At 74.0% G+C, this 16,778-nt stretch carries 16 protein-coding genes and 2 riboswitches; of the genes, 10 read left to right on the forward strand and 6 right to left on the reverse strand.

Going from position 1 to position 16,778, the window contains the following annotated elements; genetic code table 11:
- Positions 1-54 precede the first annotated feature (54 nt).
- Positions 55-1,281, forward strand: a complete 1,227-nt coding sequence (locus O7607_RS29545) for a PucR family transcriptional regulator (protein WP_269706731.1) — start codon at positions 55-57, stop codon at positions 1,279-1,281.
- Positions 1,282-1,323: 42 nt separating this feature from the next.
- On the opposite strand, the gene O7607_RS29550 is transcribed toward O7607_RS29545, so the two are convergent.
- Entirely contained in the window at positions 1,324-1,554 is a 231-nt protein-coding gene (locus O7607_RS29550; protein WP_269706732.1) for a potassium transporter TrkA, read from the reverse strand.
- A gap of 450 nt (positions 1,555-2,004) precedes the next feature.
- On the opposite strand from O7607_RS29550, the gene O7607_RS29555 reads away from it, so the two are divergent.
- The 3 genes from O7607_RS29555 to O7607_RS29565 are packed head-to-tail and all read left to right on the forward strand — an operon-like array spanning position 2,005 to position 4,153.
- On the forward strand, positions 2,005-2,844 hold the full coding sequence (locus O7607_RS29555; protein WP_269706733.1) for a rod shape-determining protein: 840 nt from the start codon (positions 2,005-2,007) through the stop codon (positions 2,842-2,844).
- Between the two features lies 1 nt (position 2,845).
- On the forward strand, positions 2,846-3,157 hold the full coding sequence (locus O7607_RS29560) for a TraR/DksA family transcriptional regulator (protein ID WP_269706734.1): 312 nt from the start codon (positions 2,846-2,848) through the stop codon (positions 3,155-3,157).
- 48 nt (positions 3,158-3,205) lie between these two features.
- A complete protein-coding gene (locus tag O7607_RS29565) occupies positions 3,206-4,153 on the forward strand; it encodes an acyltransferase domain-containing protein (RefSeq protein ID WP_269706735.1) in 948 nt (315 codons plus the stop codon).
- Here the strand turns inward: O7607_RS29565 and O7607_RS29570 are convergent, their stop codons facing one another.
- Positions 4,154-4,729 carry an adenylate kinase gene (locus tag O7607_RS29570; RefSeq protein ID WP_269706736.1) on the reverse strand — a complete coding sequence of 192 codons (576 nt, stop codon included), beginning with the start codon at positions 4,727-4,729 and terminating at the stop codon, positions 4,154-4,156.
- Between the two features lie 49 nt (positions 4,730-4,778).
- Positions 4,779-6,002 carry a multidrug effflux MFS transporter gene (locus tag O7607_RS29575; RefSeq protein ID WP_269706737.1) on the reverse strand — a complete coding sequence of 408 codons (1,224 nt, stop codon included), beginning with the start codon at positions 6,000-6,002 and terminating at the stop codon, positions 4,779-4,781.
- Positions 6,003-6,434: 432 nt separating this feature from the next.
- Here O7607_RS29575 and abc-f point away from each other — a divergent pair, with 432 nt between their 5' ends.
- The gene (gene abc-f, locus O7607_RS29580) at positions 6,435-8,072 is read left to right on the forward strand and encodes a ribosomal protection-like ABC-F family protein (RefSeq protein WP_269706738.1); all 1,638 of its coding nucleotides are present in this window, start codon (positions 6,435-6,437) and stop codon (positions 8,070-8,072) included.
- 14 nt (positions 8,073-8,086) lie between these two features.
- Here abc-f and O7607_RS29585 read toward each other — a convergent pair whose 3' ends face one another.
- Positions 8,087-9,115 (reverse strand): sensor histidine kinase, encoded by a 1,029-nt coding sequence (locus O7607_RS29585; protein WP_269706739.1) that lies wholly within the window; start codon positions 9,113-9,115, stop codon positions 8,087-8,089.
- On the reverse strand, positions 9,112-9,807 hold the full coding sequence (locus tag O7607_RS29590; RefSeq protein ID WP_269706740.1) for a response regulator transcription factor: 696 nt from the start codon (positions 9,805-9,807) through the stop codon (positions 9,112-9,114). Before O7607_RS29590 ends, O7607_RS29585 begins: the two co-directional genes overlap by 4 nt.
- 101 nt (positions 9,808-9,908) lie before the next feature.
- Here O7607_RS29590 and O7607_RS29595 point away from each other — a divergent pair, with 101 nt between their 5' ends.
- The 3 genes from O7607_RS29595 (at position 9,909) to O7607_RS29605 (ending at position 12,009) form a co-directional block, all read left to right on the forward strand.
- Complete coding sequence (locus O7607_RS29595) at positions 9,909-10,478, forward strand: DM13 domain-containing protein (protein ID WP_269706741.1); 570 nt, start codon at positions 9,909-9,911, stop codon at positions 10,476-10,478.
- Positions 10,479-10,530: 52 nt separating this feature from the next.
- Positions 10,531-10,738, forward strand: a riboswitch (cobalamin riboswitch).
- A 131-nt stretch (positions 10,739-10,869) separates the two neighbouring features.
- Positions 10,870-11,382, forward strand: coding sequence for an acyl-CoA thioesterase (locus O7607_RS29600; protein WP_269706742.1), 513 nt, complete (start codon positions 10,870-10,872; stop codon positions 11,380-11,382).
- Between the two features lie 3 nt (positions 11,383-11,385).
- Positions 11,386-12,009 (forward strand): LysE family translocator, encoded by a 624-nt coding sequence (locus O7607_RS29605; RefSeq protein WP_269706743.1) that lies wholly within the window; start codon positions 11,386-11,388, stop codon positions 12,007-12,009.
- Positions 12,010-12,044: 35 nt separating this feature from the next.
- On the opposite strand, the gene O7607_RS29610 is transcribed toward O7607_RS29605, so the two are convergent.
- Complete coding sequence (locus O7607_RS29610) at positions 12,045-12,866, reverse strand: PrsW family intramembrane metalloprotease (protein WP_269706744.1); 822 nt, start codon at positions 12,864-12,866, stop codon at positions 12,045-12,047.
- A gap of 120 nt (positions 12,867-12,986) precedes the next feature.
- Positions 12,987-13,201, forward strand: a riboswitch (cobalamin riboswitch).
- 116 nt (positions 13,202-13,317) lie between these two features.
- Here O7607_RS29610 and O7607_RS29615 point away from each other — a divergent pair.
- Together O7607_RS29615 and O7607_RS29620 are read left to right on the forward strand one after the other, a co-directional pair.
- Complete coding sequence (locus O7607_RS29615) at positions 13,318-15,714, forward strand: ribonucleoside-diphosphate reductase subunit alpha (protein ID WP_433495835.1); 2,397 nt, start codon at positions 13,318-13,320, stop codon at positions 15,712-15,714.
- A complete protein-coding gene (locus O7607_RS29620; RefSeq protein ID WP_269706745.1) occupies positions 15,705-16,733 on the forward strand; it encodes a ribonucleotide-diphosphate reductase subunit beta in 1,029 nt (342 codons plus the stop codon). Before O7607_RS29615 ends, O7607_RS29620 begins: the two co-directional genes overlap by 10 nt.
- Positions 16,734-16,778 lie beyond the last annotated feature (45 nt).

Raw genomic sequence — 16,778 nt, forward strand, 5'->3', positions numbered from 1 at the left:
TAGGCTGGTGCGGTGGGCCGGCGTCCGGTGCCGGCCCCGTCCGGGGAGACCACGATGACCGACAGCGTCCGCCGGCCGCCCGCGGTCGCGGGCGGCGAGGACGAGCAGTGGCTGGCCGAGGTGGCCCGTGAGGCGGGCGCCGACGCCGGCGGCGTGCCGGTGGAGCTGCTCGGCGACTACCTGCGGCTGCTGACCGACGCGGCGGTGACCGGCCGCCGCCCGCGCCGCGCCGAACTCGACGCGGTCGGCGCCCTGGGCCGGCGCGCGGCCGAGCAGGGGATCTCCGCCGGCCGCGCGGTACGCCTCTACCTGTCCGCGGCGCGGCGTGTCTGGCGGCAGCTGCCGCACCTGGACCGGTCCGACGACAGCGAGGCGGTCCGTGCCGCCGCCGACGCCGTCCTGCACGTGGTCGACACCGCGGTGGCCACGCTCGCCGAGGGGTACGCGGTGGCCCGCCGGGAACTGGTCCGGCGCGAGGAGTCGCTGCGCCGGGAACTCGTCGACGACCTGCTGCGCGGCGACTCCGACCTGGGCGGGCTGGTGGAGCGGGCCGAGCCGTTCGGCCTGGACCTGGCCCGGGTGCACCAGGTCGCCCTCGCCGCGCCCGGCCGCCGACTGCCCGACACGGAGGCGGCGATCAGCGCGCTGGAGCGGGTCATCTTCGACCGGCTCGGCGACCGCGACGTGCTGGTGGCCACGAAGGAAGGGCTGCTCGTGGTGGTCGCCCCGGCGGACCCGGTGGCCGCCGACCGGGGCCGCGACGCCGGCGCGACCGGCCACCTGGGCGCGCTCATGCACGGTGAGCTGGACCGGCTGGTGCGGGGCCGGCCGTGGCAGATCGCGGTGGGCCGCCCGCACCCCGGCGTCTACGGCATCGCCCGCTCGTACGAGGAGGCCCGGGAGGCGCTCACCACGGCGCGGCGGCTGCACAGCGAGGCGTCCGTGATCGACGCGCACGACCTGCTGATCTACCGGGTGCTGCTGCGCGACCAGCCCGCCATGGTCGATCTGGTACGGGCGGTGCTGACGCCGCTGGCCCAGGCACGTGGCGGCGCCGAGCCGCTGCTGGACACGCTCAACGAGTACTTCACCTGCGGCGAGGTCGCCACCGAGGCGGCCCGCCGGCTGCACGTGTCGGTGCGCACCGTCACCTACCGGCTGGCCCGGATCCGGGCGCTGAGCGGATACGACCCCGCTGACGCGCGGGACCGGTTCACGCTGCACGCCGCCGTGCTCGGCGCGCGGGCGCTGGACTGGCCGCGCCGTCCCCTGCCGGCGTAGGGCCGACGCCGACGTAGGGCTGCCCCCGGTGTGACCGGCGGCTCAGGCCGGTACGGCCACCAGCTCCGGGAAACCGAGCAGGTTGGCCAGGGCCGACGCCTCGTCGCGGGTGAGGGTGAACGTGACCATGCGGTCCGGGTCGTCCGGGTCGTCGTGGACGACGTCTCGGCGGCCGCCCACCTGGTAGTCGATCACCCCGATGCGACGGCCCTCCTCGGTGACCAGCGTGTGCCGGACCCCGATGCCGGGGAGGGTCGTACGTTCGATGATCACGGGGACCTCCTTCGGGCACGGCCGCCGAGGTGCCGCCGGAACCGGCCGGCGCTACGGCGACGCGGTGGACGTTCGAGATGGGCTCGCGACCTCCATGTGTCAACCATAGCCACGGGGGGTGGGCGAATCCGGGTTCCGGCCACCGGCAATCATTGCGCCCTTTCTTCGCCGGTGGTGCGCACTGCCGCGCGTGCCGTTCCCGGCGACGCTGGAGGTCCGAGGCGGTACCCGAGAAGCGAGGAGGTGGTGAGCATGACCCGCACGTCGATGGCTCCACCACCGGTGTTCGCCGGTCTCGTCGCGTCCCGATCTGCGAGCGGCGACCAGAAGCGCGTCTGAGCCCCGGCCCGCCGGCGCCGTCGAGTTGATCCGGCGCCCGCGTCCCCGGCCACGCCCCTCCCCCGCACGATCCACCGCCCCGTTGGGCACCCTGATCCGAAAGAGGTCGGTATGCCGCACCCTCTCACCACCATTCGCCCACCGGCCCGTACCGGCATGCTGATCGGCCGCTCCCACGGCAGCCGCCCGCCGGCGGCCGTCGACGAGGCGCCCGTCGCCGTGGACCTCGGCAGCAGCCTGCTGCGGATCTGGCTGGGCCCGGGCCGGACGCTGAGCGTCCCGCTCGGCCACGGCCTGCGCAGCCCCGTGGTCCGGCGCGGCCGGATCGTCGACGGTCCGGCCTGCGTCGCCGAGCTGCGGCGGATCCTGCGCGACCACCGCACCCCGGTGCCGGTCGGTGCGCTCGTCGTGGCCTGCCGGCCGGTGCTCGCCGCGCCGGCCGAGCAGGAGGCGACCCGGCGGGTGCTCACCGCCGTGCTCGCGCCGTCCCGGCTGCTGTTCCTGGACAGCGTCCGGGCGGGCGCCATCGGCGCCGGTGCCGCCGCCGGCACGCTGCTGGTCGCCGACATCGGCGCCCAGCTCACCGAGGTGGCGCTGCTGGAGGACGGCCGGGTGGTCGCCGCCCGCCGGGCCGACGTCGGCACCCGGGACCTCAACCACGCGACGACCGCCGCGATGCTCGCCGACACCACCGCCCGGTTGGTACGCGAGCTGCGACAGGACGCGACGCTGCGGCCCCGGGTCCGCGACGCGCTGGCCCGTGGCCCGATCGTCATCGGTGACGGCGCCACCCGGCCCGACGTGACGGCCCGCCTGGTCGCCACGCTCGGCGCGACCGTCCACCGGGCCGCGTCACCCCGTACCGCCGCGCTGACCGGCGCCGGCATGGCCGCCATCTCGGCCCTGCGACACCCGCACGACACCCCGCGCCGCCCGGAAAGGAGCGCCTGACATGACGCACGCCCTCAACCGCACCGACACGCTGCGCGAACTGCTGGACCGGCAGTTCGGCGAGTACACCGACCAGCTCACCGAGCTGACGGTGCACACGCGGCAGCCCGACCACGGCGGCCACGACCCGGACACGCTGCGCCGGCTGATCGAGACCGCCCGGCAGGGCGTCGCGGACACCGCCCAGGCGCTGAAGCGGATGTCCGAGGGCACGTACGGCGTCTGCGAGCGCTGCGGGCAGGACATCCCGACCGCCCGCCTGGAGATCCTGCCCTCGGCCCGCTTCTGCGTGCCGTGCCAGCAACGGCGCTGACCACGCACGGGGCTGTCGGAGCAGGCGCCGGCCGGTAGCGTCACCGCCATGGATGTCGATGACGTCGCCGGCCGGCTCGGCGTGCCCGCCGAGGAGGTCGACCGGGTGCGCCGGCTCGCCGGTGACCTGCCCTCGGCGCCGCTGCCCTCCCGGGCGGACGCGCCAGCGCTGCTGGACCGGCTCGCGGTCCGCCCCGACGACGCCGCCGAGATCCTGGCCGGCTGGCCGGAGCCCGGCTCACCACTGTGGACCCCGGAGCTGCGCTGGCTGCTGGACCGCTCGATCGCCCTGGTCCGCGCCGACCTCGGCGGCTTCGGCTGGCTGCCACCGGGCCCGGCGCTGCCCCGCGACCGGGGCCCGGCCTGGCGGCACCTCTACGCGTACGCGTACCTCGCCCTGGTCGACGTGACCCGGGCCTACCACCGCGACCACGGCGTCCCCGACGACGTGTCCTGGGCGACGCTCGCCGACCTGGGCAACAACCTCGCTGTCGACCGGCGGATGAACGGTGAGGGCTGGCCGGTCATGCAGAGCTGGCTGACGCTGCACGTGCGCGGTGGCCTCTACGAGCTGGGCCGGCTCCAGCACCAGCGCGGCGACGGCGACGCGATCGGCCTGCACATCCCGGACTCGGGACCGCTCACCCCGGAGGCGGTCGACGCGTCGCTGGAACGGGCCCGCGCGTTCTTCCCGCGCCACTTCCCCGGCGAGCGCTACACCGCGTTCTCCTGCGGCTCCTGGCTGCTCGACCCGCAGTTACGCGAATACCTGCCGGAGGACTCCAACATCATCCGGTTCCAGCGGCGGTTCGCCGTGGAGCCCTACCAGGACCTGCCCGGGCTGGACGGCGACGTCGAGGTGCTGCGGTTCGTGTTCCGCACCCTGGACACGCCGCTGGACCGGCTGCCGCGCCGCACCGCGCTGCAGCGCGCGGTGATCGACCACCTGCGGGCGGGCCGGCACTGGCAGTGGCGCCAGGGCCGCTTCCCGATGTAGTCACGTCAGCGGTCGCAGGCCGCTGCGATCCGGCCCGGCCCGCGGCGTCACCGGCGCTCCGCGCGCCAGCCAGTCGTCGAGAGCGGCCGGATCGTCGAACAGCAGCACCGACGGCCCGGCCGGGTCGGCCGCCCAGGCCCGCATCCGCCGCCGCGCCCGGCCGAACCCGGTCAGGTGCCACACCAGGACGGAGTCCCGGGACAGCACGCTGCCCAGCGTCTCCCGGTTGCCGTTGCAGATCTGCTCCCCGCTGGCCAGACGCCCGAGCGTGCGGCGCAGCAGCCGCCGGAACGAGACCCCGCGCGGATAGTCCAGGCCGATCACCAGGTCGGCGCGGCCGAGGACGACGTCCCGCCAGCCGTGGTAGGCGCCGTCGAGGATCCACCTGTCGCGCCGGCAGATCGCGTCGATCCGGCGACGCTGCTCGGCCACCGGCACCTCGACCCAGCCGGGCTCCCACAGCAGGTCGTCGACCGGATACCAGGGCAGGCCGAACCGCTGCGCCAGCAGCGCGGCGAGCGTCGACTTGCCGGAGCCGTGGACGCCCTCGACCAGGATGCGGGCCGGGGGGTTCATGGCAGCAGCGTAGGCACCGCGCGCACGCGGCGCGATCCGGGCGGCCCGGTCAGTGCGCGACAGCGACCGCCGGATCCGCCTCCAGGCCGGCGAGCTGCGAGGGCCGTACCACGACCAGCAGCACCAGCAGCGCCGCCACCATCCCGCCGGCCACCACCAGGGCCATCGCCACCGCGCCGGTGCCGAGCACGCCCACCAGCGGCGCGGCGACCGCGCCCACGCCGAACTGCACCGCACCGAGCAGCGCGGACGCGGTGCCGGCCGCCTCGCCGTGGCGGGACAGGGCAAGCGCCGGTGCGTTCGGCATGGCCAGACCCGCCGCCGCCAGCACCACCCACAGCGACACCAGCAGCGCGGGCAGCCCGCCGAACCCGGTCGCGGCGAACACCAGCAGCGCCAGCCCGGCCACCGTGCCCCCCACCAGCGAGGCCACCAGGATCCACTGGGACGAGTAGCGACGCAGCAGCCGCACGTTGTACTGGGTCGCGCCGATCAGGCCCACCGCCCCCGCACCGAACGCCAGCCCGAACTCCTGCTCGTCGAGGCCGTAGGTGTCCTGGAGGACGAACGACGAGCCGGCGACGTACGCGAACAGCGCCGCCATGGCCAGGCCGGCCACCAGGACCAGGCCGACGAAGACCCGGTCACGCAGCAGCCCGCCGTAGTTCAGCACCGTCGCCACGACCCCGCCGCGCTGACGGCGCGCGGGCGGCAGCGTCTCCGGCAGGGCGAGCGTGGCCAGCACGACGAGCAGCACCCCGAAGACGCCCAGGGCCACGAACACGCCACGCCAGTCGGTCCACCGCAGCACACCGCCGCCCAGCGTCGGGGCGAGGACCGGCGCCGCGCCCATCACCAGCAGCAGCCGGGACAGCATGGTCGCGAACGCCGACCCGCTGAACAGGTCACGCACCACCGCCATCGCCACCACCGCGGTCGCGGCGACACCGAGGCCCTGCACGACGCGCAGGACGCCGAGGACGGCGATGTTCGGGGCGACGACGCACAGCGCCGAGGCCACGATGTGCAGGAGGAGACCGGCGATCAGCGGACGCCGCCGCCCGACCGCGTCCGACAGCGGCCCGATCAGCAGCTGCCCGACGGCGAGCCCGGCGAGCGTCCCGGTGAGCGTCAGCTGGACCGCCGCCGACGTGGTGGCGAAGTCCGTGACGATCGCGGGCAGCGCGGGCAGGTACATGTCGATGGTCAGCGGACCCACGGCGATCAGCGAGCCGAGGACGAGCACGAGCCTCAGGCGCCGGCCTCGGCTCATCAGGTCGCCCGGGGTGGGCGTCGGGGTGGCATCGGTCGTCTGGGTTACTTCCGTCCGGCCGACGTGCGACCGGGCGGAAGAGGGTGCGGCACTCACACCCTGAGTCAAATGCGCCTCCGGTGATCACATTCCCGCATCGGCGAGAGGTAACGCAGGTCACGCCGCTGCGGCGCGGTTTCCGGCGCGACCGGCGGGCGCGCAACGTCGTTGCACGGTGTACCGGCACGATCTAGGCTCGGACGGTCCGAGCAGCAGGGAGACCAGACATGACGGGCGACGACGACATCTCCGGGTGAGCCCCGCAGATGCGACAGACCACCGGCACGCGCGAGTCAGCGCCGAACGCCGTGGTCGCCTCGTCCTTCCCCGAGACCATGTCCCCCGCCGGGCGGCTGAGGTCCGCCCGCCCTCACCTTCGAGGTCGTCTTCCCGATGTCCGACTCCTACGTCGTCTGCTCGAACCTGACCTTCTCCTGGCCGGACGACACCCCGGTCTTCCAGAACCTCTCCTTCACGCTCGGCGGCGGCCGGACCGGACTGGTCGCGCCGAACGGTGCCGGCAAGAGCACGCTGCTCAAGCTGATCGCCGGCGAGTACCGGCCGGCCGCCGGGTCGGTCACCGTCGACGGCGTGCTGGGCTACCTCCCGCAGACCCTGCCGCTCGCCGCCGACCTCACCGTGGCGGAGGTGCTGGAGATCGCCCCGCTGATCGCGGCGCTGCACGCCATCGAGGCCGGCGACGCCGACGAGAAGCACTTCACCACCATCGGCAACGACTGGGACATCGAGGAGCGCACCCGCGCCCAACTCGACCGGCTCGGTCTCGGCGACCTCGCCTTCGACCGGCGCCTGGGCACGCTCAGCGGTGGGCAGGTGGTCTCCCTCGGCCTGGCGGCGCAACTGCTGAAGCAGCCCGACGTGCTGCTGCTGGACGAGCCGACGAACAACCTCGACCTGGACGCCCGGCGCCGGCTCTACGACGTGCTGGAGCAGTGGCACGGCTGCCTGCTGCTGGTCAGCCACGACCGGGCGCTGCTGGACCGGATGGACCGCATCGCCGAACTCGACCGCGGCGAGATGCGGTTCCACGGCGGCAACTTCACCGCGTACGAGGCGGCCGTGCGCGCGGCGCAGGAGGTGGCGGAGAAGAACGTCCGCAGCGCCGAACAGGAACTCAAGCGGGAGAAGCGCGAGTTGCAGGAGGCCCGCGAGCGGGCGGCCCGCCGAGCCGGCAACGCCGCCCGCAACCTCAAGAACGCGGGTCTGGCGAGGATCGTCGCCGGCGGCCTGAAGCGGGACGCGCAGGTGTCCGCGGGCAAGGCGAACGAGATGCACTCGGGACGGGTCGACGACGCCCGGGCGCGGCTCGACGAGGCCGAGCGGGCCCTGCGCAACGAGCAGACGATCACGGTGGAACTGCCCGCCACCACCGTGCCGGCCGGACGCACCCTCCTGAACGCCGAGCGGGTCCGGATCCGGCACGGCGGGCGGCACCTGTTCGCCGCCGACGGCGTCGACCTGACGATCCGCGGTCCGGAACGGATCGCCCTGCTCGGCGCCAACGGCGTCGGCAAGTCCACCCTGCTGCGCCTGATCGCCGGCGACCTGGAACCCCACAGCGGCCGGATCACGCGCGCCGACGGCCGCATCGCGTACCTGTCGCAGCGGCTGGACCTGCTGGACCTGGACCGGACCGTGGCGGAGAACCTGGCCGCGTTCGCGCCGCAGGCCCCCGACGCGCAGCGGATGAACCTGCTCGCCCGCTTCCTGTTCCGCGGCCCGCGAGCGCACCTTCCGGTCGGGGTGCTCTCCGGCGGTGAGCGGCTGCGCGCCACACTGGCCTGCGTCCTGGGCGCCGAACCCGCGCCGCATCTCCTCCTGCTCGACGAGCCGACGAACAACCTCGACCTGGTCAGCGTCGGTCAGTTGGAGGGCGCGCTCGACGCGTACCGCGGCGCACTGCTGGTGGTCAGCCACGACGAGCGGTTCCTCACCGCGATCAACGTCGGCCGCTGGCTGCGCCTGGCCGACGGGCGCCTGGTAGAGACCGGTCCCCCGGGCGCCGGCTGACCGGCCCGGGCCGGTCAGACCGCCGGCAGGCGGACCACGAACCGGCACCCGCCGGTGACGTTGTGCGCGTGCACCCGCCCGCCGTGCGCCTCCACCAGCCCGCGCACGATCGCCAGCCCCAGCCCGCCGCCGGCCGGCGCCGCCTCGCCGGTGCCGGCCGGTGCGGGGGTACGGGCCCGGGTCCCCCGGAACGCCACGTCGAACACCCGGGGCAGGTCCGCCTCCGGAATGCCGCCGCAGGTGTCGGAGACGGCGAGCCACGCGTCGGTGTCCTCCCGGCCGGCGTCGATGCGGACAGTGCCGTCCGGTGGCGTGTACCGCACCGAGTTGACCAGCAGGTTCGTCACGACGCGGGCGAGTTCGGCCTCGGCCGCCCGGACGGTCGGCCAGCCGGTCTCCGGGGCGACGACACGCACCCGCCGGTCGGCGGCCAGCGGCGCGGTGGCGGCGATCGCGTCGGACACGACGTCACCGAGCGGCACCGGGGACAGCGCGGGCCGCAGCGCTCCGGCGTTGATCCGGGACAGCTCGAACAGGTCGTCGACCAGGCGCGTCATCCGGTCCGTCTCGACCCGGATCCGGCGGTGGTACTCGGCCACCGCCGCCGGCTCGTCGACCACCCGGTCCTCCAGCGCCTCCGCCATCGCCCGCAGGCCCGCGAGCGGCGTACGCAGGTCGTGGGAGACCCACGCGACCAGCTCGCGGCGGCCGGCCTCCAGCTGCCGTTCCCGCTGCCGGGCCTGGTCGGCCCAGACCGCCGCCTGCGCGAGCCGGCGGGCGAACGCCACCCCGACGGCCAGGCTGACCGCCGCGGACGCCGCGACCGTCACGAGGACGACCTGGAGGTCGTGCGCGGACAGGAACATGGCCTGGGCGACGGCCGTGACGCCGGCCGTCACCGAGACGATCGTGACCGCGAGCAGCACCGCGATGTGCGCGAGGATCGACCGGCGGCGCACCAGCCGCAGCGCGCAGGCGCCGAGCGCGCCGACGACCGCGCCGGCCAGCAGGGCGTAGAAGCCGATGACCAGCAGCTCGCTCACCGGGACTCCTGCGGCTCGTAGCGGTAGCCGACGCCCCACACGGTGACGATGCGCCGGGGCTGCGCGGGGCAGTCCTCGATCTTCTCCCGCAGCCGGCGGACGTGGACGGTGACAGTGGACTGGTCGCCGAACCGCCAGCCCCACACGCGGTCCAGCAGTTCGGCTCGCGACCACGCGCGCCCCGGATTGGCCAGCAGGAACGCGAGCAGGTCGAACTCCCGTACGGTCAGGCCGAGCGGCCGCCCGCCGCGTTCGGCGATGCGGCGGTCGATGTCCGCGGTGAGGTCGCCGTCGCGCAGCACCCCCGCCGGTCCCCGGTCGGGCGGGGCCGCGCGCCGCAGCACCGACCTGATGCGCAGCACCAGTTCGCGCGGCGAGAACGGCTTGGTCACGTAGTCGTCCGCGCCGACCTCCAGCCCGGCGACCCGGTCCGCCTCGTCCCCGAGCGCGGTGAGCATGACCACCGGCAGGCCAGGCAGCCGGCGACGCAGCCGCCGGCACACCTCGATGCCGTCGAGACCCGGCATCATCAGGTCGAGGACCACCAGGTCGGGCGGCTCCTGCTCGGCGGCGGCGAGCGCGTCGGCCCCGTCGAAGGACAGCCGGACCCGGCAGCCATCCTGTTCCAGATACCGCCGGACGACGTCGCTCACCGTCCGGTCGTCGTCGACGACGAGCACGTAGCGCCCCATGCGCCAGACGCTACCCACCGACGTCCCGGCACGGCGGCCCGCGGTCGACCCGTAAGCGGACGGAAAGATCTTTACGGCGGGTCCGCGCCTACCGTCGGAGCATGGGCAGAAAGCGTGTGGTGTTGGCGGGGCTCGCCGTCGTGGCCGTCACCGGTCTCGCGGTGGGTCTGTACCTGTTCCAGCCGTGGCGGCTGGTGACCGACCGTGAGGTACGCGAGGCGCTGCCGTCGGTGACGGAACCGCAGCCGCAGCCGGCCGGCACGAGCGGCCCGCCGGTGACCGGCGCGCCGCCCGCCGACGTGGTCCTCGCCGCCGGGGACTTCGTCACGCACGAGCACGACACGTCCGGCCGGGCGCAGCTGGTCCGGCTCGCCGACGGCCGCCGTCAGCTGCTCCTGCGCGGACTGGACACGTCGGACGGTCCGGACCTGCGGGTCTGGCTCACCGACCGGAAGGTGCTGCCCGGCCGGGCGGGCTGGCAGGTGTTCGACGACGGCCGCTGGGTCGAGCTGGGCCGGCTCAAGGGCAACATCGGCGACCAGGTGTACGACATCCCGGCGTCGGTGGAACTGGACGGGCTGCGCAGCGTGTCGATCTGGTGCAAGCGGTTCGCGGTGTCGTTCGGCGCGGCGCCGCTGGCCGCCGCGGGAAGCGGATCGACACCGTCGTGACGCCCCGGGGCCGGCCCGCCGGGTGGGCTCCGGGAGGAGGCGAGGGCTGGGCTACGCTGCGGGAAGCGCTGGTTCACCCGGTCGGCGACGGCCGGGTGTCGTAAGAGGGAACCCGGTGTAAGTCCGGGACTGCCCCGCAGCGGTGAGTGGGAACGACCGCCGTCAACAGCACTGGGCCACCGGCCTGGGAAGCGACGGCCAGTAGGCGACCTCGTGTCACGCCCGCGAGTCCGAAGACCTGCCCGCGTCGCGCGTACCACCGGTGCGCGCCGCCGTCGACCTCGCGGGTGGGTCGGGCGGGTGACACGCCGCGCGGTACGCCGTCGGCGTGCCCTCGACGTGCACACCCCGGCCGGTCGGCGGTCCGCTTCTGCGAGGACGGAACCGCACTGTGCCCGACACCATCACGCTCACCGGCCGACCACCGTCGGCCTCGCACCTGACCCTGTCGCAGATCATGGACCAGCACCACACCAACCTGATGGGCACGGTCCACGGCGGGCGCATCCTCAACCTGATCGACTCGGTCGCCGGGGTGGTCGCCGCCCGCCACTCCGACGGTCCGGCCGTCACCGCCGCCATCGACGAGACCGCGTTCCTGCGCGCCGTGCGCGTCGGGGACGTGGTGCACGTCGACGCCCGGATCACCTGGGCCGGCCGCAGCTCGATGGAGGTGGCGGTGAAGGTCAGCGCGGATCGGTGGGACCGCGCGGTGCCGCCGGTGGACGTGGCGACCGCGCACCTGGTGATGGTGGCGGTGGACGACGACGGCCGGCCCCGGCCGGTGCCGCCGCTGCGCACCGAGACCGACGGCGACCGGCGGCGCTACCGGGAGGCGCAGATCCGGCGCGAACACCGGCTGGCGCTGCGCCGGGCCCTGCTCGACGGCGCCGGGGAGGGCTGAGCGGTGCTCGGACTCTCCGCCGCCACGCTCGCGGGCTACCTGGCCGCGATCGTGGTGCTCATGCTCACCCCGGGGCCGGACATGATGTTCGTGCTCGCGAACGCCACCCGGTACGGCGCGCGGGCGGGCGCGGTGGCCGCGCTCGGCGTCGCCGCCGGGGAGGCGGTGCACGTCGCCGCCGTGGTGGCCGGGCTCGCCACCGTCATCGCCGCGTCCCCGGTGCTGTTCACCGCGATCCGGTGGGCGGGCGCGGCGTACCTGATCGTGCTGGGCCTGCGGGCGCTGCGCGGCGCCGGCCGGCCCGGCGCCGCCGCCGACCGGCCGGACGGCGGGGGCGGCCGGGCGTTCCGGCGCGGGCTGCTGACGAACCTGCTCAACCCGAAGATGATCCTGTTCAGCGTGGCGTTCCTGCCGCAGTTCGTCCGGCCCGAGGCGGGCCCGGTCGCGGCGCAGCTGGTGCTGCTCGGCGTGCTGTTCGTCGCGGTGCAGCTCACCGTGGACCTGGCGCTCGGCGTGGGCGCCGGGCGGTTCGCCCGCCGGTGGGGCGACAGCCGCTGGTCGCGGCGGGTCGACCGGCTCTGCGCTGTCGCCTTCGTCGCGCTCGGTGTCCGGCTGGCCGCCGGCTGACGGGCTGCGGGCGGGCGCGGCGCCGGGCGGCCGGCTCAACCGGGATGCGCTGCCGTCTCCCGGGACGCCGGCACGACCGGCGTCCCGGACGCGGGCGGCCGCTCGCGGTCCAGGTGCAGGCGCAGCAGCACCCAGCCCAGTGAGACGCCGCCGATGAACACGTACGCGGGCTGGGTGCCGAAGGTGTCCCAGCAGGTGTGCAGCGTGACGGCGGCGGCGAAGGTGAGCAGGAACGCCGCCAGCTTCCGGCCGCCGGGCGCGGCGGCGAACGCGAACAACGCGGCGGCGGTCAGCCCGGTCCAGGCCAGGTGCGCGGCGGGCGCGGTGAGGCCGCGTACCAGGAGCGTCTGCTCGACCTCGCCGAGGTTGCCCTGCGATCCGACGAACGCGGCGAACGCGTAGCCCATGGTTTCCAACGCGGCGAACCCGGCGCCGGAGGCCACGCCGATCACCAGCCCTTCCGCCGGTGACCGGTGCCGGTGCCGGTGCCACAGCAGCAGGATGCCGGCCGGCACGATCAGCTTCGCGGTCTCCTCGGCCAGGCCGACGAGCGCCATCGGCAGGACGCCGAGCCGGTGCAGCGCGTCGTACTCCAGCCAGCCCGCCGCGACCACGCCGATCACGCCGCCGAGCAGCGCGGCGACGCCGACGACGGAACCGGGGACGGGGCGGCGGCCCGGGCGGCTCTGGGCGAAGGCCAGGAACGTGGCCGGGGCGACGGACGCGCCGAGCAGGATCAGCGCCGGCACGAACGTGACCGTGCCGGTGCCGGCCAGTGTCTCCAGCACCAGCAGGTGGAGCCCGACGCCGACGAGCAGGACCGCCACCCACGCCCAGCGGCGTCCGGAATTCCCCATACGCCGAGTATCGCGCCCGGCGGCGAGCGCCGGCATCGGGGGTAGGCACTGTGGACAGTGAGATCCATCCGACACGCCCGACACGACATCTGGTGTTGCCCAACCGCCCTCACCGCCATATATGGTGGTGCCGCAGCTGGTTCGGCCGAGCCTTCACGGGTGGGGCCGAGGCAAGAGGGAACCCGGTGGGAATCCGGGACTGCCCCGCAGCGGTGAGTGGGAACGACAGCCGTCAACAGCACTGGGCCACCGGCCTGGGAAGCGACGGCCGGTAGGCGACCGGCGACCCCGGTCGGGCCCACGAGTCCGAAGACCTGCCAGCGCGCCGTACGCCTCCGCGTACGGCGGTCGGAGGTCGCGCGGGACGACCGACGCCAGCAGCCGGGCCGGCCCTGCGCCGCGCCCGTTGGCGTCTCCCGCCGTCTCCAGACGGTGACAGCGAGGAGAGGTCATGACGGTCGTGCAGGAGAGTCCCCCGTCCACCGGCGGCGGGTCCGAGCCCCGCCGGCTCGCGATGCGGGTACGCAAGCGGGACGGCGACACCGAGCCGGTGGACGTCAACAAGATCGTGCGGGCGGTCGAGCGCTGGGTCGCCGACCTGGACGAGGTGGACCCGCTGCGGGTGGCCACGAAGACGATCAGCGGGCTCTACGACGGGGCGACCACCGCCGAGCTGGACCGGTTGTCGATCCAGACCGCGGCGGAGCTGATCGGCGAGGAGCCGCAGTACTCGAAGCTGGCGGCGCGGCTGCTGGCCGCGTACGTGGACAAGGAGGTCCGCGGCCAGGGCGTGGCGAGCTTCAGCCAGTCGATCGCGTACGCCCACGGGCTGGGGCTGATCGGCGACGAGACGGCCGAGTTCGTGGCCCGGCACGCCCGCAAGCTCGACGACGCCGTGGACCCGGACGGTGACCGGCGGTTCGAGTACTTCGGACTGCGTACCGTGGCGGACCGCTACCTGCTGCGGCACCCGCAGACGCGGCTGGTGGTGGAGACGCCGCAGTACTGGCTGCTGCGGGTGGCCTGCGGGCTGTCCCGCACCCCCGGCGAGGCGGTCGGGTTCTACCGGCTGATGTCCAGCCTGGCCTACCTGCCCAGCTCCCCCACGCTGTTCAACTCCGGCACCCGGCACACCCAGATGTCGTCGTGCTTCCTGGTCGACTCGCCGCGCGACGAGCTGGACTCGATCTACGAGCGGTACCACCAGGTGGCGAAGCTGTCGAAGTTCTCCGGCGGCATCGGCATCGCCTGGTCGCGGGTGCGCGGCCGGGGCGCGCTGATCCGGGGCACCAACGGGCGGTCCAACGGCATCGTGCCGTTCCTCAAGACACTCGACGCCGGAGTGGCGGCGGTCAACCAGGGCGGCCGGCGCAAGGGCGCGGCCTGCGTATACCTGGAGCCGTGGCACCCGGACGTGGAGGAGTTCCTGGAGCTGCGGGACAACACCGGCGAGGAGTCCCGGCGTACGCACAACCTCAACCTGGCCAACTGGATCCCGGACGAGTTCATGCGCCGGGTCGAGGCCGACGGCGAGTGGTCGCTGGTCGACCCCTCGGACGCCCCGGAACTGCCCGACCTGTACGGCGAGGCGTTCGACGCCGCGTACCGGGCGGCGGAGAAGAACGCGGTGCGCACGGTGAAGGCCCGGGATCTGTACGGGCGGATGATGCGCACGCTCGCGCAGACCGGCAACGGCTGGATGACGTTCAAGGACGCCGCGAACCGGCTGTCCAACCAGACCGGTGAGCCGGGCAACGTGATCCACCTGTCCAACCTGTGCACGGAGATCCTGGAGGTCAACGACGACACCGAGACCGCGGTGTGCAACCTCGGCTCGGTGAACCTCGGCGCCCACGTCACCGCCGACGGGGTGGACTGGGAGCGGCTGCGCGCCACGGTGCGTACGGCGGTGATCTTCCTCGACCGGGTGATCGACATCAACTACTACCCGGCCGAGCAGGCGGCGGCGTCCAACCCGCGCTGGCGGCCGGTCGGGCTCGGGCTGATGGGGTTGCAGGACGCGTTCTTCACGCTGCGCCTGCCGTTCGACTCCGCCGAGGCGAAGGAGTTGTCCACCCGCGTGCAGGAGGAGATCCTGCTGACCGCGCTGGAGACCTCCGCCGGGCTGGCCGAGCGGTTCGGCCCGCATCCGGCGTACCCGCAGACCCGGGCCGCCAAGGGTGACCTGCACCCGGACCTGTGGGGCGCGGAGCCGGCGCAGGCCGGCCGGTGGGCGGCGCTGCGCGAGCGGATCGCCGCAGGCGGGCTGCGCAACTCGCTGCTGGTGGCGATCGCGCCGACCGCCACCATCGCCTCCATCGCCGGCTGCTACGAGTGCGTCGAGCCGCAGGTGTCCAACCTGTTCAAGCGCGAGACCATGTCCGGGGAGTTCCTGCAGGTCAACACGTACCTGGTGCGGGAGCTGAAGGCGCGCGGGCTGTGGACGCCGCAGGTCCGCGACCGGATCAAGCGGGCCGAGGGCTCGGTGCAGGACATCACCGAGCTGCCCGCGCCGGTGCGGGAGCTGTTCCGCACCGCCTGGGAGCTGCCGCAGCGGGCGCTGATCGACCTGGCCGCGGCGCGGGCACCCTTCGTCGACCAGTCCCAGTCGCTGAACCTGTTCCTGAGCGCGCCGACCATCGGCAAGCTGTCCTCGATGTACCTGTACGCCTGGAAAGCCGGGCTGAAGACCACCTACTACCTGCGATCCCGTCCCGCCACCCGCATCCAGCAGGCCACCGTCGCGCCGGTGCTCGCCCCGGTCGCCGGCGTGGTCTCCGCCGTGAGCGACGACGAGGCGCTGGCCTGTTCCCTGGAGAACCCCGAGAGCTGCGAGGCATGCCAGTGACCACCACCGCACCGACCCGGCACATGCTGCTCGACCCCGGCATGGACCTGACCCTGCGGCCGATGCGCTACCCGCGCTTCTTCGACCGGTTCAAGGACGCCATCAAGAACACCTGGACGGTCGAGGAGGTCGACCTGCACGGAGACCTCGCCGACCTGGCGAAGCTGTCGGCGGCGGAACGGCACCTGGTGTCGCGGCTGGTGGCGTTCTTCGCCACCGGCGACACCATCGTCGCCAACAACCTGGTGCTCAACCTCTACCAGCACGTCAACTCGCCCGAGGGTCGGCTCTACCTGTCCCGGCAGCTGTTCGAGGAGGCGGTGCACGTCCAGTTCTACCTCAACCTGCTCGACACGTACGTGCCGGACGAGAAGGAACGGTTCGCCGCGTTCGCCGCGGTGGAGAACATCCCGTCGATCGCCCGCAAGGCCGAGTTCTGCTTCCGGTGGATCGACTCGATCTTCGAGCTGCGGGAACTGCGGACCCGGGCGGACCGGCGGGCGTTCCTGCTCAACCTGATCTGCTTCGCCGCGTGCATCGAGGGCCTGTTCTTCTACGGCGCGTTCGCCTACGTCTACTTCCTGCGCTCCCGGGGCCTGCTCAACGGGCTGGCCTCCGGCACCAACTGGGTGTTCCGGGACGAGTCGATGCACATGGCGTTCGCCTTCGACGTGGTGGAGACCGTACGCGCCGAGGAGCCGGACCTGTTCGACGACGAGATGCAGCGGCAGGTGCGGGAGATGCTGGCCGAGGCGGTGGAGTGCGAGGTGAGCTTCGCCGAGGACCTGCTCGGGCAGGGCGTGCCCGGGATGTCACTGGCCGACATGCGCGAGTACCTCCAGCACGTGGCCGACCGGCGCCTGGCGGTGCTCGGCATCGCGCCGATGTACGGCAGCGGCAACCCGTTCGCGTTCATGGAGTTGCAGGACGTGCAGGAGCTGTCCAACTTCTTCGAGCGCCGGGTGTCGGCGTACCAGGTCGGGGTGACCGGCAGCGTCACGTTCGACGACGACTTCTGAGCCGGACACGACGAAGCCGGCAGGCCGGGAGTCCCGGCCTGCCGG

This window comes from Micromonospora sp. WMMA1949 (assembly GCF_027460145.1).
In the GTDB taxonomy this organism is placed as follows: Bacteria; Actinomycetota; Actinomycetes; order Mycobacteriales; family Micromonosporaceae; genus Micromonospora.